Annotated in this window: 15 protein-coding genes, 1 pseudogene and 1 riboswitch; of the genes and pseudogenes, 7 read left to right on the forward strand and 9 right to left on the reverse strand. The window is 72.1% G+C overall.

The window, feature by feature from the left end:
• Window positions 1–54 precede the first annotated feature (54 nt).
• Together ACYVOM_RS10520 and ACYVOM_RS10525 are read right to left on the reverse strand one after the other, a co-directional pair.
• Complete coding sequence (locus ACYVOM_RS10520; protein WP_460303084.1) at window positions 55–1,053, reverse strand: ribonucleotide-diphosphate reductase subunit beta; 999 nt, start codon at window positions 1,051–1,053, stop codon at window positions 55–57.
• Entirely contained in the window at window positions 1,053–3,362 is a 2,310-nt protein-coding gene (locus ACYVOM_RS10525; RefSeq protein WP_460303085.1) for a ribonucleoside-diphosphate reductase subunit alpha, read from the reverse strand. Before ACYVOM_RS10525 ends, ACYVOM_RS10520 begins: the two co-directional genes overlap by 1 nt.
• Window positions 3,363–3,455: 93 nt before the next feature.
• A riboswitch (cobalamin riboswitch) is annotated at window positions 3,456–3,653 on the reverse strand.
• Between the two features lie 438 nt (window positions 3,654–4,091).
• Between ACYVOM_RS10525 and ACYVOM_RS10530 the strand changes: the two are divergent.
• A pseudogene (locus ACYVOM_RS10530) lies at window positions 4,092–4,484 on the forward strand (class I SAM-dependent methyltransferase); the annotation flags it as partial.
• Between the two features lie 154 nt (window positions 4,485–4,638).
• On the opposite strand, the gene ACYVOM_RS10535 reads toward ACYVOM_RS10530, so the two are convergent.
• Complete coding sequence (locus tag ACYVOM_RS10535) at window positions 4,639–5,991, reverse strand: RNA polymerase sigma factor (RefSeq protein ID WP_460303086.1); 1,353 nt, start codon at window positions 5,989–5,991, stop codon at window positions 4,639–4,641.
• Window positions 5,988–6,347 (reverse strand): YciI family protein, encoded by a 360-nt coding sequence (locus tag ACYVOM_RS10540; protein WP_460303087.1) that lies wholly within the window; start codon window positions 6,345–6,347, stop codon window positions 5,988–5,990. The genes ACYVOM_RS10535 and ACYVOM_RS10540 overlap by 4 nt, the downstream gene beginning before the upstream one ends.
• Before the next feature lie 287 nt (window positions 6,348–6,634).
• Between ACYVOM_RS10540 and nth the strand changes: the two genes are divergently transcribed.
• Window positions 6,635–7,375 carry an endonuclease III gene (nth, locus tag ACYVOM_RS10545; RefSeq protein ID WP_460303088.1) on the forward strand — a complete coding sequence of 247 codons (741 nt, stop codon included), beginning with the start codon at window positions 6,635–6,637 and terminating at the stop codon, window positions 7,373–7,375.
• Between the two features lie 46 nt (window positions 7,376–7,421).
• Window positions 7,422–9,551, forward strand: a complete 2,130-nt coding sequence (locus ACYVOM_RS10550) for a sensor histidine kinase (RefSeq protein WP_460303089.1) — start codon at window positions 7,422–7,424, stop codon at window positions 9,549–9,551.
• Here the strand turns inward: ACYVOM_RS10550 and ACYVOM_RS10555 are convergent, their stop codons facing one another.
• Entirely contained in the window at window positions 9,552–10,157 is a 606-nt protein-coding gene (locus ACYVOM_RS10555) for a response regulator transcription factor (protein WP_460303090.1), read from the reverse strand. It abuts the gene before it with no gap.
• Between the two features lie 86 nt (window positions 10,158–10,243).
• Between ACYVOM_RS10555 and ACYVOM_RS10560 the strand changes: the two genes are divergently transcribed.
• From ACYVOM_RS10560 to ACYVOM_RS10575, 4 genes are all read left to right on the forward strand, one after another.
• On the forward strand, window positions 10,244–10,996 hold the full coding sequence (locus ACYVOM_RS10560; protein ID WP_460303091.1) for an ABC transporter ATP-binding protein: 753 nt from the start codon (window positions 10,244–10,246) through the stop codon (window positions 10,994–10,996).
• Window positions 10,987–13,413, forward strand: a complete 2,427-nt coding sequence (locus ACYVOM_RS10565) for an ABC transporter permease (RefSeq protein WP_460303092.1) — start codon at window positions 10,987–10,989, stop codon at window positions 13,411–13,413. Before ACYVOM_RS10560 ends, ACYVOM_RS10565 begins: the two co-directional genes overlap by 10 nt.
• Window positions 13,414–13,589: 176 nt before the next feature.
• Window positions 13,590–14,165, forward strand: a complete 576-nt coding sequence (locus ACYVOM_RS10570) for an NUDIX hydrolase (protein WP_460303093.1) — start codon at window positions 13,590–13,592, stop codon at window positions 14,163–14,165.
• A gap of 85 nt (window positions 14,166–14,250) precedes the next feature.
• Window positions 14,251–15,462 (forward strand): MarP family serine protease, encoded by a 1,212-nt coding sequence (locus ACYVOM_RS10575; RefSeq protein WP_460303094.1) that lies wholly within the window; start codon window positions 14,251–14,253, stop codon window positions 15,460–15,462.
• 9 nt (window positions 15,463–15,471) lie between these two features.
• Here ACYVOM_RS10575 and ACYVOM_RS10580 read toward each other — a convergent pair whose 3' ends face one another.
• The 4 genes from ACYVOM_RS10580 to acs form a co-directional block, all read right to left on the reverse strand.
• Complete coding sequence (locus ACYVOM_RS10580; protein ID WP_460303095.1) at window positions 15,472–15,888, reverse strand: DUF309 domain-containing protein; 417 nt, start codon at window positions 15,886–15,888, stop codon at window positions 15,472–15,474.
• 1 nt (window position 15,889) lies between these two features.
• Entirely contained in the window at window positions 15,890–16,762 is an 873-nt protein-coding gene (locus ACYVOM_RS10585; RefSeq protein WP_460303096.1) for an alpha/beta fold hydrolase, read from the reverse strand.
• Window positions 16,752–17,150 carry a phage holin family protein gene (locus tag ACYVOM_RS10590; protein ID WP_460303097.1) on the reverse strand — a complete coding sequence of 133 codons (399 nt, stop codon included), beginning with the start codon at window positions 17,148–17,150 and terminating at the stop codon, window positions 16,752–16,754. Before ACYVOM_RS10590 ends, ACYVOM_RS10585 begins: the two co-directional genes overlap by 11 nt.
• A gap of 120 nt (window positions 17,151–17,270) precedes the next feature.
• Entirely contained in the window at window positions 17,271–19,193 is a 1,923-nt protein-coding gene (gene acs / locus ACYVOM_RS10595) for an acetate--CoA ligase (protein ID WP_460303098.1), read from the reverse strand.
• Between the last annotated feature and the right edge of the window lie 46 nt (window positions 19,194–19,239).

Consider the following 19,239-nt stretch of genomic DNA (forward strand, 5'->3'; position numbering starts at 1 on the left):
ATCCGCCATGCCGGGGCGGGCTGTGCGGACGCGCCGCCCGCCCCGAAGGTGCCGTCAGAAATCCTCGTCGAACGCGACCGATCCTTCGACCGCGACCTGGTAGGCCGATACCCGCCGCTCGAAGAAGTTCGACAGCTCCTGCACGTCCTGGAGCTCCATGAACCCGAACGGGTTGGCCGTCCCGAAACGCGCGGGCATGCCGAGCCGGGCGAGCCGCTGGTCGGCGACGTACTCCAGGTAGGAGCGCATGTCGGCCGCCGACATCCCGGGCAGGCCGTCACCGCAGAGGTCGCGGGCGAACGCCAGCTCGGCGGCCACCGCCTCCTCCAGCATCTCGGTCACCTGCGCCGTCAGCTTGTCGTCGAACAGTCCGGGCTCCTCGGCCCGGACCGTGTCGACGACCGCGAACGCGAAGTCCATGTGCAGGGACTCGTCGCGGAACACCCAGTTCGTCCCGCTCGCCAGGCCGTTCAGGAGGCCCCGCGAGCGCAGCCAGTAGACGTAGGCGAAGGCGCCGTAGAAGAACAGGCCCTCGATGCACGCGGCGAAGCAGATGAGGTTCAGCAGGAAGCCGCGGCGCTCCTCGGCCGTCCGCAGCTCCTCAAGGCCGGAGATCGAGTCGATCCACCTGAAGCAGAACTCGCCCTTCGCCCGGATCGACGGAATGTGCTCGATCGCCGCGAACGCCTGCCTGCGCTCCTCGTCGTCCTGGAGGTAGGTGTCGAGCAGCGTCAGATAGAACTGGACGTGCACGGCCTCCTCGAAGAGCTGCCGCGAAAGGTACAGCCGCGCCTCCGGGCTGTTGACGTGCTTGTACAGGTTCAGCACCAGGTTGTTGGCGACGATCGAATCGCCTGTGGCGAAGAACGCCACGAGCCGCTTCACCAGGTGCAGTTCCTCGGGCGTCAGCCGCCCCAGGTCGGCGAGGTCGGACGCGAGGTCCACCTCCTCGACCGTCCAGGTGTTGCGGATCGCCGCCCGGTAGCGCTCGTAGAAGTCGGGATAGCGCATGGGCCGGAGCGTCAGGTCCATGCCGGGATCGAGCAGGGTCATCACTGGCACGCCTCGCAGATCTCGGGGTTCTCCAGGGAGCACGCGACCGCGTCCGCGTCGACGAAAGCGAGCGGTGCGCTTGCGCCTCCGCCGAACGCGGGGCCGCTTTCCGGCGAGCCGGGTCCCGTCGGCGGGCGGCCGGCTCGCGGCGCGGACGCGGCGTCGTCGGCGGCCTGGCCCGGCGTGCCGTCGAGCGCGGTGCCCGGCGCCGCCACCGTGGTCTGCGCGATCCGCGTCGCGGGGCGGGAGCGCAGGTAGTAGGTGGTCTTCAGCCCCGACTTCCACGCGTAGGAGTACATCGAGGAGAGCTTGCCGATCGTCGGCGTCGCCATGAACAGGTTGAGCGACTGCGCCTGGTCGATGAACGGGGTCCGGGCCGCCGCGAGGTCGATGAGCGCGCGCTGCGGCAGCTCCCACGCCGTCCGGTAGAGCGCCTTCAGGTCGTCGTCAATGACCGAGATGTCCTGGATTGACCCTTCGGCCCGTTTGATCGCGTCACGGATCTCGGGGATCCACAGCCCCCGCTCGCGCAGGTCGCGCACCAGGTAGCGGTTCACCTGGAGGAACTCGCCCGACAGAGTCTCCCGCTTGAACACATTGCTGACCTGCGGCTCGACGCACTCGTAAGCGCCCGCGATCGAGGCGATCGTCGCCGTCGGCGCGATCGCCACCAGCAGCGAGTTGCGCAGGCCCGTCCGCGCGACCCGCTCCCGCACGGCCGCCCACTCACCGCTGTGCGCCGCCCCGGGGAAGTGGTCGGGGTGCAGCACGCCCCGGGCCGCCCGCGTCGCCCCGTACGACGGGTGCGCGCCGAGCTCCTCCGCCAGGTCCGCCGACGTCCCGTACGCGGCCAGCGCGATCTCCTCGGCGATCGCGGTCGACAGCTCCCGCGCCGCGGCCGAGTCGAACGGCAGCCGCAGCGTGAAGAACACATCGGCGAGGCCCATCACCCCGAGCCCCACCGGACGCCACCGCAGGTTCGCGCGGCGCGCCTCATCCGTCGGGTAGAAGCCGCGGTCGATCGTCCGGTCCAGGAACCGCACCGCAGTCCGGACGGTCTCGCGCAACCGCGCGAAGTCGAACCCGTCCGCGCCGACATGCCGGGCGAGGTTCACCGAACCGAGGTTGCACACCGCGGTCTCGCCGTCGCTCGTCACCTCGATGATCTCGGTGCACAGGTTCGACAGGTGCACCACGTTGCCGGGCTCGGCCGTCTGGTTGCAGGCCCGGTTCGCGGCGTCCTTGAACGTCATCCAGCCGTTGCCGGTCTGCGCGAGCGTCCGCATCATCCGGCCGTAGAGCGCGCGCGCCGGCACCCGCTTCACGTGCTTTCCGGCCGCCTCCGCGGCCCGGTACGCGGCGTCGAACTCCTCGCCCCACAGGTCGACGAACTCGGGCACGTCCTTCGGGTCGAACAGCGACCAGTCGGCGTCGGCGTCGACCCGCCGCATGAACTCGTCGGGGATCCAGTGCGCGAGGTTGAGGTTGTGGGTGCGCCGCGCGTCCTCGCCGGTGTTGTCGCGCAGCTCGAGGAACTCCTCGACGTCGGCGTGCCACGGCTCCAGGTAGACGCACGCCGCGCCCTTGCGGCGCCCGCCCTGGTTGACCGCGGCGACGGACGCGTCGAGGGTCCGCAGCCAAGGCACGATCCCGTTCGAGTGCCCGTTGGTGCCGCGGATCAGGGATCCGCGCGAACGGATCCGCGACCAGGAGATCCCGATGCCGCCCGCGTACTTCGACAGCCGCGCGACCTGCCCGTACCGGGTGTAGATCGACTCCAGCTCGTCGCGCGGCGAGTCCAGCAGGAAGCACGACGACAGTTGGGGCCGCGCCGCCCCCGAGTTGAAGAGCGTCGGCGACGACGGCAGGTACTCCAGCCGCGACATCAGCCCGTACAGCCGCCCTGCCTCTTCGACGGTGTCGGCGAGGCCGCACGCGACCCGCAGGAAGAAGTACTGCGGCCGTTCGATCACCTTGCGGGTGACGGGGTGGCGCAGCAGGTACCTGTCGTAGACCGTGCGCATCCCGAAGTACTCCAGCCGCGCGTCGGCCCCGTGGTCGACGAGCGCGTCCAGCGCGGCCGCGTTCCGCGCGACGAACACCGCGGTCCGCTCGTTCAGCAGCCCCTGCTCCCGCGCCAGCGCGATCGACGCCGAGAACGCCACCGCGCCCTCCGCCGCCGCCTCGTCGGCGATCAGCTCCGCCAGCAGCCCGGCCGCGACCCGCGACTGGTCCGGATCGGCCGCGACCCGTGCGGCCGCCTCCCGGATCGCCTGTTCGCGATCGGCAGCCGTCTCGGTCACCGTCATCTGCTCTCCCTCGTGCAGCACTGCCCGAGGGCGCACGAGGACGGCGCACGGCCATGCCCGCACACGCGTCCGCCGGCCCTCCCTCGGGACCTATGGACGAAACACGTGCAGGCAGGTCTTCGGACTCAGGGGCGCCCACCACTCGCCTACCGGCCGTCGCTTCCCAGCCCTCGCGGACCAGTGCTCTCTGACGGCTTCCGTTCCCCTTCACCGCTGCGGGGCAGTCCCGGATTCCCACCGGGTTCCCTCTTTCCCCACCCCAAAGGGCGGACCAGCACAAGAGAACTCTACATCTAGTACCCCCACCCCCTAACAACCTCAACATCTAGCCCCCACTCCACCCCCACACCCACCATGGCCGTCTCCCCGCCGGCCACCATCCCCCACACCACACCGCACCCACCCCTACCGCGCCCCCTGACGCCGCGCCACCCAACCGCCCCGCCTGCCTCACCCGTTCGGTCCCGCGCCAGCCCCGCCCTGTGCCCGTCCTGTCCCGTCCACGCCTGCTCCGCCCCGTCCCGCCTATGCCACCCCGCCCCTTCCCGTCCCGCGCCCGCTCCGTTCCCGTGCCTCACCCGTGTTCGGGATGAGGGCGGCTGGTGCGTGTTAGCGTCCTCGGTTGTGGTGGGGCATCACGAGGGGACCGGGGCCGCGTACGACGCCGTCGTCGAGTTGTACGCGTCGATGTTCGCCGACCGGCTGGAGACTCGGCCGTTCGCGCGGGCCATGCTCGCCGGCTTCGCCGAACTGGTGCGAGAGACGGGGAACCTTCGGGTCGCCGACGTCGGATGCGGGCCGGGGCATCTGTCCGCGATGCTGCACGACCTGGGGCTGGAAGCCTTCGGCCTCGACCTGTCCCGGGGCATGGTCGAGTACGCTCGCCGGGCCTACCCGGAGCTGCGGTTCGACGAGGCGCGGATGGAATCCCTTCCGGTCGGGGACGGCGCGCTCGGCGGTCTGCTGGCCTACTACTCGATGATCCACACCCCTCCTGCGGAACTGCCCGCGCTGCTCGATGAGCAGGCCCGTGTCCTGGCTCCGGGCGGCCTGCTCCTGGTCTCGTTCTTCGCTACGGACGCCCCCGAACCCGTCCGCTTCGACCACAAGGTGGCACCCGCCTACAGCTGGCCCGTAGATCGGTTCGCCGACCTGCTCGCAGGATCGGGCCTCGTCCCGTTCGCCCGGCTCGTCCACGACCCGGCCTCCGAGCGCGGCTTCCTCGACGCCCACCTGATGGCCCGCCTCCAAGAGCCAACCGAGCGGCCCGCATCCCTCACCCGTGCCTCCCGTTCAGACCCTCACCCGATCGCGCGCCTGCGCCAGCCGGGCTTCCCTCTCCGCGGCACGCGCACGGTCGGTGCGGTAATGGGCGGGTGGAGGAATCAGGTGGGGACAGGTGGGCGGCGCGGAGGGTGAGGTGGCGGTGTTCGGCGCGGCTGAGGGTGCGGCGGGCGGCCTCGCGGTAGGCGGTCGCGGCGGCGGAGGTGTCGCCGAGGAGTTCGAGGATGTGGGCGCGGGTGGCGAAGTAGCGGTGGTGGCGGGCGATGCGCTTGTCCTCGGAGAGGGCGGTGAGGGCCTCCAAGGCGACGGCCGGGCCGGCCACCATGGCGAGGGCCACGCTCCGGTTGAGGGGGACCACGGGACTGGGGTCGTACCTGAGCAGGAGATCGAAGAGGCCGAGGATCTGCGGCCAGTCCGTCTCCGCCACCGAGGGCGCCTCGCAGTGCACCGCGGCGATCGCGGCTTGGAGCTGGTAGGGCCCGAGCAGGCCGCCGCCGCCCAGCGTCTCCTCGATGAGAGCGAGCCCTTCGGCGAGGAGGCGGGGATCCCAGAGCGAACGGTCCTGTTCGCCGAGCGGCACCAGATCGCCGTCCGGCATGGTGCGGGCCGGTCTGCGGGCGTCGGTGAGCAGCATGAGGGCCAGCAGCCCGGCGACCTCGGGATCGCCGGGACGTGCCGCCCGCAGCATCCGGGTGAGCCGGATCGCCTCGTCCGCGAGCTGCGGCGCGGTGAGATCGCTGCCGGAAGTGCTGGTGTACCCCTCGTTGAAGACGAGGTAGAGCACATGCGCGGCCGCGCGCACCCGCTCGGTGAGCTCGGCCTCCTCCGGCAGCGCGAAGGAGGCGCCGGCTTCGCGGATCGCCTGCTTGGCCCGGCTGATCCGCTGGGCCATCGTCGCCTCCGGCACGAGGAAAGCCGCGGCGATCTGCGCGGTGGTGAGCCCGCCGACCGCACGCAGGGTGAGCGCTATCCGGCTCGGCATCGACACCGACGGGTGGCAGCACAGCAGCAGGAGCGTCAGCGAGTCGTCGCGTTCCGGCGGGGCGTCGGCCGCGGCGCCCAGCATCTCCGACTGCGGTGTCGCGACGGCCAGCGCCGTCTCCCGCGCGCGCCGGGCGCTCTCCGAACGGAAGGCGTCGAGCAGCCTGCGGGAGGCCACGGTGAGCAGCCAGCCGTACGGATTCTCGGGGACCCCTTCCTTCGGCCACTGCGCGGCGGCTGCGGAGAGGGCCTCCTGTACGGCGTCCTCGCATGCCTCGAACCGGCCGTGCCGGTGCGTGAGCGCCCCGAGGACCCGCGGCGTGAGATCGCGCAGCAGGTCCTCGGTGGCACGGCTCAGCGTCACGGGCTCGGGGCCTCGTGCGGCACCGGCCAGACCTCGACGGGGTGCTGATCGGCGCTCGGCATCTCGGCGGCGATCTGCAGTGCCCGCTCCTCGGACTCGACGTCGAGCAGGTAGAAGCTGGCCATGTACTCCTTGGTCTCCAGGTAGGGGCCGTCGGTGATCGCGGGCGCGCCGTCCACCCGGCGCACGAGCCGGGAGTTCACCGCGTCGGCGAGGCCGTAGGCGCCCAGCAGTTCGCCGGATTCCATGAAGCGCCTGTTGAAGGCGTCCTGCGCGGCGATGACCTTCGGCCACTCCTCCGCCGGCAGCGAATCCCACTTCTCCTGGTTGCCGTAGATCATCAGCAGGTACTTCATATCCGCTCCTCTCCCCGGTGCCCTTCCGGCACGCTTTCACCCACTGGTCGGAGCCGCCCCGGCTTCCTCGACATCCTGCCCGCGATTTCCCGAACATTTTCCGCCCCCTCTTCCCTCCACCTCGACGCTAGATCGCCGACCCGGTCCCGCACATCACCCGTCCGCGGTCACCTCGGGTACCGCCGACAGGTGATCGACTTCGCCGTTGAACAGGCGTTTCGCCGCGAACATGGCTGTGTCGACTACCGCGATCGCGGTAGTCGACCCGACGTCCTACTCTTGGCGCTATGGCGACGCAGGCGACCGCGAAGCAGAGGACGAAGCGGTTTCAAGAGGAGACCCGGCTCGGACTCGTGCGACGGGTGCGCAGGATGAACCGGACCTTGGGCGAGACCTACCCGGACGCGCACTGCGAGTTGAACTTCACGAACCCGTTCCAGCTCCTGGTGGCGACGGTGATGTCGGCCCAGACGACGGATTCGCGGGTGAACCTGACGACGCCCGCCCTGTTCGCCAAGTACCCGACCCCGGACGATCTCGCGGCGGCCGACCCCGAGGACGTCGAGGCGATCATCAAGCCGACCGGCTTCTTCCGCGCCAAGACGAAGTCGATCATGGGTCTCTCGGTGGCCATCCGCGACAGGTTCGGTGGTGAGGTCCCCGGCAGACTGGCCGATCTCGTCACCCTCCCCGGCGTCGGCCGCAAGACCGCGAACGTGGTCCTCGGCGACGCGTTCGGGGTGCCCGGGCTGACGGTGGACACCCATTTCGGGCGGGTGGCGCGGCGGTTCGGTTGGACGCACGAGGACGACCCGGTCAAGGTCGAGGCGGAGATCGCCGCGCTGTTCCCGAAGAAGGACTGGACGCTTCTGTCGCACAGGCTGATCTGGCATGGGCGGCGCCGCTGCCACGCGCGCCGTCCCGCCTGCGGGGCCTGCCCGCTCGCGCCGGACTGCCCCTCCTTCGGCCTCGGCCCCACCGACCCGGAGGTGGCCCGCAAGCTCATCCGGGACCGCTCCTTCGCGTGATCGGCCCTTGCTCGAACTCCTCGTGCGGAGGGTGAGGATGAGGGCGATGTCCTGGGAGCGGTTCGGAGGCTCCTCGACCGCCGCTCGGGCGACCGTGGTCTTCATCCTCGCGACCTTCTGCTCGGTGTACGTGCTCGCGGCCCCGAGCAGAGCGCCGAACCCCACTGCGGCGCTGCTCGCGGTGGGGTTCGTGGCCGCGCTCTTCGCCCTGCAACTGCGGCATGTGCTTTATCGGTGGACGGGGCTCCTGCCCCTTCTGCTCCAGGCCGTTCTCGCGTTCGTCGCGGTCTTCGCGCTGGACGTGTCGGCGGGCGTTCTGGGCCTTCTCGCCGGTTCGCTGCTGCTCCTCCGGGGCCGGGCGGCGAAGGTCGGCGCGGTGCTCGTGGTCGCCGCGGCGTTTCCGGCGGCGGCCGCACGGAGCGGTTTCGGCGCGGGGGCGCTCGACACCGCGATCACCGCGGGGCTGACGGCCCTCGTCATCTACGGCCTCACCAGGCTCGCCGACCAGGTGGAGGCCGTCGCCGCGGCACGGCTGACGGCCGCGGAGAACGCCGCTGCCGAGGAGCGGCTGCGGATAGGCGCGGAGCTGCGCGACGGCCTCGACGCGGGTCTCGCCGCGCTCGCGCGGGAGGCGGTCCGGCCGGATCCGACCGCGGCGTCGATCGCCGCGCTGCTCGTGAGGGCCCGCGCCGCGCTGGCGGCCGTCCGCGCCGCGGCCGCGGAGTTCCGCACGCTCTCGCTGGCACCGGAGGCCTCGGCGGCGCGCACCCTCCTCGCCGCGGCCGGCGTCGAGGCGGAGGTCAGGATCGGACATGCCGAGCCGCTCGGCCCGGCAGGCGCGCTCCTGGCGGCCTCCCTGCGCGAGGCGGTGACCCGAGTGGTCGCCGAGGGGACCGCGACGGTCTGCGCGGTGGAGACGGAGCAGCGGTCCGGCCGGGTGCTGCTGCGGGTGAGCGACGACGGAACCCGCACCGCCGACAGACCCGCCGACGCCTTCCAAGGGCTGGCCGATCGCCTGGACGCCGTCGGCGGAAGCCTGGTTTACGAGCTCGGGCCCGACGGCCGTTTCACGGTGGAGGCCTCCGTTCCGGCGACGCCCGGAGCGCCTCCGCCGTCCGACGGTTCTGCGGAGAGGCTGTCTTTCGCCCTGCTGGCCGCGGTCCTGGCCGGGTTCAGCCTCAAGGGCCTGCTCCAGACGCCTCCGCCGCTCCTGCCCTGGGCGGCGGCTCTGCTCGCGGTCGTCTGCGCGGTGCAGCTCGGCTGGGGCCGCGGCTACCGCAGGCCGGTCCTCGTCCTCGCGGTCCAGGGCGCCTTGAGCTTCCTGCCCCTGCCCTGGTTCGGGGTGCCCTGGACGGGGGTGTCGGGTTTCTTCGCGGGGTCACTGCTCGTCGCGCTGCCCGCCGCGGCCGCCTGGCCGCTCACCGCGCTGACCGCGGCGCTCGTCGCCTTCGCCGCCGCATGGTGGGGCCAGGGGCCGCCGGTGGTGGTGAACCTCGCCGTGAGCGTGCTGGTCACGGGCGTGGTGGTGCGCGGGCTCATCCTGCTGGCCCAGCAGGTTCGCGAGCTGAGGGAGGCGGGCGTGGGACTGGCCCGCGCCGCGGTCGTCGAGGAGCGCCTGAAGGCCGCACGGGACCTGCACGACCTGCTCGGCCACAACCTCGCCGCCGTCCTGCTCAAGTGCGAACTCGCCCGCAGGCTCCTGGAGGCGGACCCGGTGAAGGCCCGCGCCGAACTCGCCCACGCCGCGCGTCTGGCGGAGCGGGCGCGCGCGGACGTCCCGGGCCCGGTCGCCGAGGCGCGGGCCGCCGCGTTCGGTGAGGAACTGGAGTCGGCGCGGTCGATTCTGGAGGCGGCAGGGCTCGAGGTCGCGGTCACGGCGCGCGGGAGCGTGCCCGGACCCCAGGCGGCCGTCCTGGGCCCGGTGCTGCGCGAAGCGGTGACGAACGCCCTCAAGCACGGTGCGGCCGAGCGGTGCGAGATCACCCTGTCGGCGGGGCACGGACCCCTCCGGCTGGACTTCGCCACCGACGGGCTCGATCCGGCCGCCCGGCCGACTCCTCCAGGCTCGGGGCTGGGCAACCTCGCCACCCGGCTCTCGGCCCATGGCGGGACGCTCACCGTCCGCCGGGACGGCCGGTGGTTCCGGCTGGCGGCCGAGCTGCCGGCCGCCGCCTGATCACAGCCAGCCCGCCTCCGCGGCCATCCGGACGGCGTCGGTGCGGTTGCGCGCGCCGAGCTTGGCCACGATCGCGGTGAGGTGGTTGCGCACGGTGCCGGGAGACAGGAACAGGGCCACGGCGATGTCCTTGGCGTCGGCGCCTTCCGCGGTCAGACGCAGGACGTCCTTCTCCCGGGGCGTCAGGGGGTCGTCGGCGAGGTCCCAGGCGGCGACCGCGAGCTCGGGGTCCAGCACCCGGCGGCCCTGCGCGACGTCGCGGATGGCGGCCACCAGACGGTCGGGAGGAGCCGTCTTGAGCAGGAAGCCCGCCACCTTCGCCGACAAAGCCCGCTTGAGGTGCCCGGGCTTGCCGTGCGCGGTGAGCAGGAGCACGCGGCACTCGGGAAGCCGCTCGGCGAGCCGCTCGCTCGCCGTCAACCCGTCCATGACGGGCATGTCGATGTCGAGCACGGCCACGTCGGGCCGGGCGACGAGCGCCTCGGCCACGGCCTCCTCGCCCGTCCCCGCCTCGGCGACGACCTCCAGGTCCGGTTCGAGACCGAGCAGTGCCACGAGGGCGCCGCGGATCACGTGCTGGTCTTCGGCGAGGAGCAACCTGATCACCTCACGACCCTACCCATGACGAGGTCATGGGCGGCCGATGACCGCGTCTCTGTCGCCGTGAGCCCGGGCTGACCAGCATGGAAGGCATGAGAGAGAACACGGTGGCCGCCCTGGACGCGGTGGCGCTCGACGACGTGAGCAAGGTCTACGGCAGGGGCCGCGGGGCCGTCGCGGCGCTGCGCGGGGTGACGGTCGGGCTGGAGCGGGGCCGCTTCACCGCGGTGATGGGGCCCTCGGGCTCGGGCAAGAGCACCTTCCTGCACTGTGCGGCGGGCCTGGACAGGGTCAGCTCCGGCAGGGTGCGGCTCGGCGCCGCCGACCTGACGCGGATGAACGAGACGGAGCTGACGGTGCTGCGCAGGGAGCGGATCGGGTTCGTCTTTCAGGCCTTCAACCTCGTGCCGTCGCTCACCGTCCAGGACAACGTCGTCCTTCCGCTCCGCCTCGCCGGGGCGCGGATCGACCGCGACCGGGTGGACGGGATCCTCGCCGGGGTCGGCCTCGGCGGGCGGGCCGGGCACCGTCCGGCGGAGCTGTCCGGCGGCCAGCAGCAGCGTGTGGCGATCGCCCGGGCCCTGATCACCCGCCCCGAGGTGGTGTTCGGGGACGAGCCGACCGGCGCGCTGGACACCATGACGGCGCGGGAGGTGCTGACCCTTCTCCGCTCGACCGTCGACGACCTCGGCCAGACCGTCGTCATGGTCACCCACGACCCGGTGGCGGCCTCCTACGCCGACCGTGTGCTGTTCCTGGCGGACGGGCGCATCGCGGACACCCTCGACGCGCCGAGCGCGGGCCGGGTGGCCGACCGCATGACGAAGCTGGGGGCGTGGTCGTGAAGTTCCTCATCCTGTCTTCGCTGCGGTATCGCAAAGCCGCCTTCGCCGGTGCGTTCACCGCTCTGTTCTGCGCCGCAGCCTTGGTCTCCGCCTGCGGGACGCTTCTCGACACCGGACTGCGCGGATCCGTTGCGCCTGAGCACTACGCCGGGGTGCCTTATGTGGTCACCGGCGACCTCACCATGGACTTCGTCAAGAAGAAGAAGGACAAGGCGAAGGTCAAGCACAAGCCCGTAGTGGAGCGGCCGTGGCTGCCCGCCGACCTGGCCGGACGGCTGCGGGCCGTCCCGGGCGTCGCGTCGGTCGTGCCGGACCTGGAGATCCCGGTCTACCTGGGGCGGGGTTCGGGCGAGCGCCATTGGGGCCACTCCTGGGAGTCCGCCGTGCTGACGCCGCTCACGATCGGCGAGGGGCGCGCGCCCGAGAAGGCCGGGGAGATCGTGGTCGACGGCGGCGCCGATCCCGGTGACGTCGTCACCGCGCGCACGCCGACGGGGACGCGCCCCTACACCGTGGTCGGCGTGACCGCGCAGGGGACGATGACGCGTCCGTCGGTGTACTTCACCGCGGAGGAGGCGCGTGGCCTCGCCCGTCAAGGAGAGGTCGCCGCCTTCGGGATCTTCGGCACCCCGTCTCCGGCCGACCTTCGGGCCGCCCTGGCCGGTACGGGGGCCGCCGTCCACACCGGCGCGGACCGGGGGCGCGCGGAGTTCCCCGGCGCGGACGCGGCAGGGACCCGGCTGACCAGCATGGGCGCGGCGCTGGGCGGTACGTCATTGATCGTGGCGATCATGGCGGTCTCGGGGGTCTTCGCGCTCGCCGGGCTCCAGCGCCGCCGCGAAGTCGCCCTGCTGCGGGCCATCGCGGCGACCCCCCGCCAGATGCGCCGGATGCTCGGGCGGGAGGCGCTGGTGATCGGGGCGCTCGCCGCGGTGCCGGGCGCCTTCGCCGGGCTGCCGCTCGGGTGGGCACTGCACCGGACCTTCGTCGATCTCGGTGCGATCCCGCCGAATCTGCCGCTGGTCAGGGGCCCGCTGCCCGTGCTCGCCGCCGTCGCCGGAAGCCTGCTCGCGGCGTGGTCGGCGGCTCGGCTGTCGGCGCGTAGGACCGGCCGGGTAAGGCCCGTGGAGGCCTTGGGCGAGGCGGCCCCCGGAGGCTCCCGCGTCGCCCCGCTCCGGATCGCGGCGGGCGTCGTGGCGATCGCGGCGGCCGCGGTCCTCACCGCGGTGCTGTCCACGGTCTCCACCGACCGAGGCGCCGGCCCGCTCACGCCGCTCACCGCGCTGGTCTGGACGCTGGCGGTGGCCCTGCTCGGCCCGCTGCTCGTCAGGTGCGCCGCCGCGGTCCTCGCGCCCCTGCTGCGGCTGACGGGACCGGCGGGGCGGCTCGCGGCAGAGCAGCTGCGCACGGGTGCGGAGCGGGCCGCTGCGGTGGTCGCGCCGCTGACCCTGATGATCGCCTTGGGCTGCACGCTCCTGGCGGCCGGGACGACGCTCGGCGCCGCCGCCGAGGACCAGACGCGCGCGGGGACCCTCGCCGATCTCGTCGTCGGGCCCGAGGTGCCCGCCCCGGACGCTTCGCGGCTCCGGCGGACGCCCGGCGTGGAAGCGGTCACGGAGGTGCTGAGGACGACCATCCGGACGGTCTCCTCGCCTTACAGCACCCAAGGGGTCACCCTGGAGGGGCTGGAGAGGACCATGGACCTGAAGCCGGTCGAAGGCTCGCTCCGTGATCTGCGCGATGGCACGATGGCCGTACAGGAGCGTCTGGGCATGGAGGTGGGCGACCGCGTCGAAGTCGCCTTGGGCGATGGCAGCCCCATGACGCTGGAAGTGGTGGCCACCTATGAGCGCGGCCTCGGCTTCGCCCAGGTGACCGTGCCCATCACGACTCTTTCCGGTCACGTGGACGACGCGGTGAGCGACCTCCTCCTCGTCGCCGCACCCGGTATGTCCGCCCAGGAGGTCTCCGACGTGCTCGGCGGCGAGGTCGGAGCGGTCCCGCCCGCGTCCGCGCCGCGGGCCGGCGACTCGTCCGCCAACTACGTCGCGCTGGGCCTGATCATCGGGTTCGCCGCCATCTCGCTGGTGAACACCCTCGCCATGGCGACCCTGGGCCGGGGCCGGGAGCTGGCTCTGCTGCGCCTGGTGGGCGCGACGAGGGCGCAGGTGATGAGGTCGCTGGCGGCTGAGACGCTGCCCCTCGTGCTGCTGGCGTCGGCGCTGGGCACGGCGATCGCCCTGGTGACGCTGAGCTCCTATGCGTCGGCGATGGCGGGCGGAGCGCTCATGGTCCCGGCGCCGCTGTACGGGGCGGTCCTCGCCGGAGGGATCCTGCCGGCCCTCGCCGCGACGCTGCTCGCGGGCCGGGCGGCGCTGCGTCCGCGGCCGGTGGACGCGCTCGCCGTCCGCGAATAGGAGCGCACGGACAGTACCGGCGGGTAGGCTCGCGGGGGGTGAAGGCCTGCCCTGGCGGGCCGCTCGCTGTTCTCCACGTGAATATTCTCATCTTCAGGGGTGTTGGCCCGAACGTGATTCCCTCTTGGCTTGACCTCTTCCGTGAACGGGCGCCGCAGATCCCCGTGCCCCCGTTCATGCGCCCCGCTCCGTCGGCGCGGCCCGCCGCCGTCCTGATCCTCTTCGGCGAAGGCCCGGACGGTCCTGACGTGCTGCTGCTGGAGAGGGCCGCGACGCTGAAGAAGCACGCGGGCCAGCCCGCCTTCCCCGGCGGCTCGGTCGACCCCGAGGACGGCGGCCCGGTGGCGGCGGCGCTGCGCGAGGCGCAGGAGGAGACGGGGGTGGACCCCGCGGGCGTGGAGGTTCTGGCGACGCTTCCCGAGCTCTACCTTTCGCGCAGTGATTTCCGGGTGACCCCCGTCGCCGGCTGGTGGCACACCCCTTGCGCGGTGTCTCCAGGCCACCCGGGCGAGGTCGCCTCCGTCACGCGGGTGCCGCTCGCCGAACTGGCCGATCCGGCGAACCGGATCGCTCTGCGCGCCCCGGGCGGATTCGTAGGACCGGCGTTCAAGGTGCGGGACATGCTCGTCTGGGGTTTCACGGCGGGCCTGCTGACCAACGTGCTGGACGCCGGAGGCTGGGCGGTGCCTTGGGACGAGACGCGCGTGGAGGATCTCCCCCCGGAGGTGCTCAACCTCGCCGCAAGGGGATGAATCACTCTGTACGGTGACACGCCCGGTCACCATCTCGTCCCGCCAGGGGACTCTCAAAACGTGGATCTCCCGGTACGTTGAAGCGGTGCTGGGCGACCACCTCCTCGATGTCATCCTGATCGTTCTGATCGTGCTCTTCGCCATTTCGGGCTACCGGCAGGGTTTCATCGTCGGGCTGCTCAGCTTCGTCGGCTTCGTCGGCGGAGGCGTCCTCGGCGTGCTCATCGCCCCTCCGCTCGTCACCTGGGTCGTCGAGGGCGAGGCGCAGCAGGCGCTGCTGGCCATCGTCATCGCCTTCCTGGCGGCCACTTTCGGGCAGCTCATCGCCTCCTCGGCGGGCGCGGTGCTGCGCAACCGGGTCACCGGAGACAGCGCCCGCGCCCTGGACGCGGCGGGCGGCGCCGTGGTGAGCGTGCTGTCGCTCATGCTGGTCGCCTGGTTCATCGGAGTCGTGCTGCTCGACCAGTCGCCGATCCGCGCGCTGTCCAGGCAGGTCCACAGCTCGGCGGTGCTGCGCGGGGTCGACCAGGCCATGCCGCTGGCCGCCGACAAGTGGGCCGAGTCGTTCGACAGGTTCGTCGGCAACACCGACTTCCCGAAGGTCTTCAACGGGCTCGGCGGCGAACCGCTGGTCGACGTGGGACCGCCCGACAAGTCCGTCGAGTCCTCGCCCGCCCTGACCAAGGCCCGCCGCAGCATCGCCAAGATCGTCGGCACCGCGCCGGACTGCACGACGGAACCGCGCCAGCGCCGGATCGAGGGCACCGGCTTCGTGTTCGCGCCGGAACGGCTGATGACGAACGCGCACGTCGTCGCGGGCACCGAGGGGCCGCTGTCGATCCAGGTCGGCTCCCGCGAGTACGAGGGCGAGGTCGTGCTCTACGACTACTCCCGGGACGTCGCCATCATCCACGTGCCCGGTCTGCGCGCCAAGGCCCTGAAATGGGACACCGAGGCCGAGCGGGGAGACCCGGCGGTCGTCGCGGGATTCCCCAAGAACCGGCCCTACACGGTGCGCGCCGCGAAGATCAGCTCCCGGCAGAACGCCAAGGGCCCGGACATCTACCGCAGCGGCGACGTCACGCGGGAGATCTACGCCCTGCGCGGCACGGTCGAGCCGGGCAACTCGGGCGGGCCGCTGCTCACCGAGGACGGCGCGGTCTTCGGCGTGATCTTCGCGGCCGCGATGTCCGACCGGGACACCGGATACGCCCTCACCGCCGCCGAGGTCATGCCGGACGCGGACGCGGGGCGGAACGCCACAGTGCCCGCCGACACCCGTCAGTGCGCCGACTGACCCCGCCCCTCACAGGCGCAGGTCGTGCTCTGTCTCGGCGGTCCGTATGACGGCCGGGAGATCGAGTCCGTAGGCGGGGCCGGAGTAGCCCGCCAGATCCCTCGCCGCGCGCGTGAAAAGGGCGTCGGCGCCCCGGGCGTTGCCGCGCCGCACATGGGTCAGGCCGACGGCGAACTGGGCCAGAGCGCGCCACAGGGGCCGTTCCTCGGGAGGGCAGGACTTCCAGCGCGATTCCAGGACCTCGTGCGCGTGGAACGGGCGGTCGGCGGCGAGCAGCCGACGGGCCTCGGCGAGGGTGCCCGCGGCGTCGAGGCCGAGGTCGTCCGGCATGGTCGGCACGCCCTCGGCGCCGTAGGGGAGCGGCCTGCCGTAGGCGTCGCGGGGGCGGGCGTTGCGGGGGCGTCCGCCGGTGTCGCGGTCGCGCATGTCAGCGGCCCAGCCAGCCGAGGAGTTCGGCGTTGAAGGCTGCGGGCTTCTCTTGGTGGGGGAAGTGCCCGGCACGGTCGATCGTCTTCCAGGTGTAGTCGGCCTCGACGTAGTGGCCGGATCCTTGGGCGACCGAAGGCGGGAACGCAGGGTCCCGCGAGCCGTGGAGGTGCAAGGTGGGCGCATGGATGGGCGCGGCCATTCGGTGCGCGTAACGCAGACCGTCGGGGCGCAGCACCGAGCGCAGGAACCACCGGTGGTATTCCTGCGAGCAGTGCGCGACGCCCGGGATCTGCACCGCCGCCCGGACGTACCGGTCGGTGGCCGGATCGGGCCAGCCCTGAGACGACCAGCGCTCCAGGAGCCGGGACGCGCGGGCCCCGTTGTACTCGGTCAGCCGCCGCTCGGGCAGGAACGGCGCCTGGTTGAGCAGGGCCTGGAGCATCCACGGGGTGCGCGGGGCGCGCCGGACGCGCAGCGGGTGCGGTGCGGAGACCGCGACGAGCCGCTGCACCACCTTCGGGTGGTAGACCGCCATCGTCCAGGCGAGCAGGCCGCCCCAGTCGTGCCCGACGACCGCCGCGTTGGCCTCGCCCAAGGCGCGCACCAGCCCTGCGGCGTCGCTCGCGAGGGTGACGAGGTCGTACCCGCGCGGTGGCTTGTCGCTCCCCCCGTACCCGCGCAGATCGACGGCCACGGCGCGGTATCCGGCCGCGGCGAGGGCCTCCAGCTGGTGGTGCCAGCTCCACCAGAACTCCGGGAAGCCGTGCAGGAGCAGCACGAGCGGGCCCTCGCCCTGCTCGGCCACGTGGAACCGGGTCCCCCCGGCACTGACGTCCCGGTGGGTCCAGGGGCCCGGGATGTCAATGCTCACGGGTTCGCTTGAGCATCTTCACGCCGTCGGAGAGGGTCTCGCGGGTGCGGCGCGCGCCGTCGATCTTCTTGATCCGCAGCCAGCCGATGAGGATGAGCACCGCGGCGAGCAGCAGGTAGAGCGCGGCGACGAGGGCGAACGCGGCCCAGTGCCACATGCCGAGGCCGACCAGCGCATAGGCGAAGGCGATGGAGAGCAGGATGACGATCATCCCCGCCATCAGACCGGCCACGGCGAACAGGAGGCCGCCGATCCCCGCCTTCTTGGCGTCGTCCTTGAGCTCGATCTTGGCGAGTTCGAGCTCGGCCCGGACGATCTTCTGGACGTTGCCCGTGGCCGCGGCCACGAGTTCGCCCAGGCTCTGCTCCTCGACGTTCGATCGACCCATCTTGGGGACCCCCTACTGGTGCCGGTGTGGAGCGCGTGGCGCCGCCGATCTTTCACCGATCGTATCCGGGAGGTCCGGCCCTGGGCGCCCCGGACCGATCCGGGGCGCCCAGGGGTGGCCTCAGATGCCGAGCGCCTTCTTGATGGAGTCCATCACGCTGGTGTCGGCGAGGGTGGTCGCGTCGCCGATCTCACGGCCTTCGGCGATGTCCTGGAGGATCCGCCGGACGATCTTTCCGGAGCGGGTCTTCGGCAGTTCGGGCACGACGAGGACCTGCTTGGGCTTGGCGATGGGCCCGAGCGTCTTGCCGACGTGGGCGCGCAGTTCCTCCACGTCGACCTCGCCCTCGCCGCGCACGATGACGAACGCGGCGATCGCCTTGCCCGTCACGGGGTCGTTCGCGCCGACCACCGCGGCCTCGGCGACCCGCGGGTGCCCGACGAGCGCGCTCTCGACCTCGGTGGTGGAGATGTTGTGGCCGGAGACGAGCATGACGTCGTCGACGCGGCCGAGCATCCACAGGTCGCCGTCCTCGTCCTTCTTCGCCCCGTCTCCGGCGAAGTACAGGCCAGGCCAGCGAGACCAGTAGGTCTCGACGAACCTATCGGGGTCACCCCAGATCGTCCGGGCCATCGACGGCCACGGCTCGGTGAGGACGAGGAAACCGCCCGACCCGTCAGGCACCGGGTTGGCTTCGCCGTCGACGACGTCGGCGGAGATGCCAGGCAGAGGACGCATGGCCGCGCCGGGCTTGCCGTGCGTCACGCCGGGCAGCGGGCTGATCATCATCGCGCCGGTCTCGGTCTGCCACCAGGTGTCGACGACGGGGGCGCGGCCTCCGCCGATGCGCTCGCGGTACCAGACGTAGGCCTCAGGATTGATCGGCTCGCCGACGGAGCCGAGGACGCGCAGGCTGGACAGGTCGAACTCCGCGGGGATCGCGTCTCCCCACTTCATGCACGTACGGATCGCCGTAGGCGCCGTGTAGAGGATGGTGACGCGGTACTTCTCGACGATCTCCCACCAGCGCCCCTTGTGCGGGGTGTCGGGGGTTCCCTCGTACATGACGGAGGTGGCGCCGTTGGCGAGGGGCCCGTAGACCAGGTAGGAGTGGCCGGTCACCCATCCGACGTCGGCGGTGCACCAGTAGACGTCGGTCTCGGGCTTCAGGTCGAAGACCGCCCAGTGGGTGTAGGCGGCCTGCGTGAGGTAGCCGCCGGTGGTGTGCAGGATGCCTTTCGGCTTCCCCGTCGTCCCGGAGGTGTAGAGGATGAAGAGGGGGTGCTCGGCGTCGTGCGGCTGCGCCGTGTGCTCGGCGGACTGCCTGTCGACGATGTCGTGCCACCACACGTCGCGGTCGGTCCAGTCGACGTCCTGGCCGGTGCGGCGGACGACGAGGACCTTCTCGACGGTGTCGGTCACCGACTCGTCGACGGTCGGCTTGAGCGCGCTGGGGGCGCCGCGCCGGTAGCCGCCGTCGGCGGTGATGACGAGCTTGGCCTGGGCGTCCTCGATGCGGCTGCGCAGGGCCTTGGCGGAGAAGCCGCCGAACACCACGGAGTGGGTGGCGCCGATCCGGGCGCAGGCCAGCATCGCGACCGCGGTCTCGGGGATCATGGGCATGTAGATGGCTACGCGGTCGCCCTTGGACACGCCGAGCTCGGTGAGCGCGTTGGCTGCCTTGCAGACCTCGTCCTTGAGCTCGGCGTAGGTGATCGTCCTTGTGTCGCCGGGCTCGCCCTCCCAGTGGTAGGCGACCTTGGCGCCGTTGCCCGCCTCGACGTGGCGGTCGACGCAGTTGTAGGCGATGTTGAGCTCGCCGCCCACGAACCACTTGGCGAAGGGCGCGTCGCTCCAGTCGAGGACCTGGGTCCAGGGCGTCGCCCAGTCCAGCCGCTCGGCCTGCCGCGACCAGAAGCCGAGGCGGTCCTCGTCCGCCTCCGCGTAGGCCGGCTCCTTGACGTTCGCTGCGGCGGCGAGGTCCGGCGGCGGCGCGAACCTGCGGTTCTCCCGCAGCAGATTCGACAGCGCTTCCTGGCTCACGGAGTACTCCTTCGTGCCGTGGTGATGCCCTGGACTTCCACTTAAG

This window comes from Actinocorallia aurea, from assembly GCF_054783995.1.

Excerpts from the sequence above, each read along its gene's own strand:
- nth (WP_460303088.1), top strand. The coding sequence starts at position 6,635 with ATGGCGACGCAGGCGACCGCGAAGCAGAGGACGAAGCGGTTTCAAGAG.
- ACYVOM_RS10520 (WP_460303084.1), bottom strand. The coding sequence starts at position 1,053 with ATGACCCTGCTCGATCCCGGCATGGACCTGACGCTCCGGCCCATGCGC.
- ACYVOM_RS10590 (WP_460303097.1), bottom strand. The coding sequence starts at position 17,150 with ATGGGTCGATCGAACGTCGAGGAGCAGAGCCTGGGCGAACTCGTGGCC.
- ACYVOM_RS10580 (WP_460303095.1), bottom strand. The coding sequence starts at position 15,888 with ATGCGCGACCGCGACACCGGCGGACGCCCCCGCAACGCCCGCCCCCGC.
- ACYVOM_RS10525 (WP_460303085.1), bottom strand. The coding sequence starts at position 3,362 with ATGACGGTGACCGAGACGGCTGCCGATCGCGAACAGGCGATCCGGGAG.
- ACYVOM_RS10570 (WP_460303093.1), top strand. The coding sequence starts at position 13,590 with ATGCGCCCCGCTCCGTCGGCGCGGCCCGCCGCCGTCCTGATCCTCTTC.
- ACYVOM_RS10540 (WP_460303087.1), bottom strand. The coding sequence starts at position 6,347 with ATGAAGTACCTGCTGATGATCTACGGCAACCAGGAGAAGTGGGATTCG.
- ACYVOM_RS10560 (WP_460303091.1), top strand. The coding sequence starts at position 10,244 with ATGAGAGAGAACACGGTGGCCGCCCTGGACGCGGTGGCGCTCGACGAC.
- ACYVOM_RS10550 (WP_460303089.1), top strand. The coding sequence starts at position 7,422 with ATGTCCTGGGAGCGGTTCGGAGGCTCCTCGACCGCCGCTCGGGCGACC.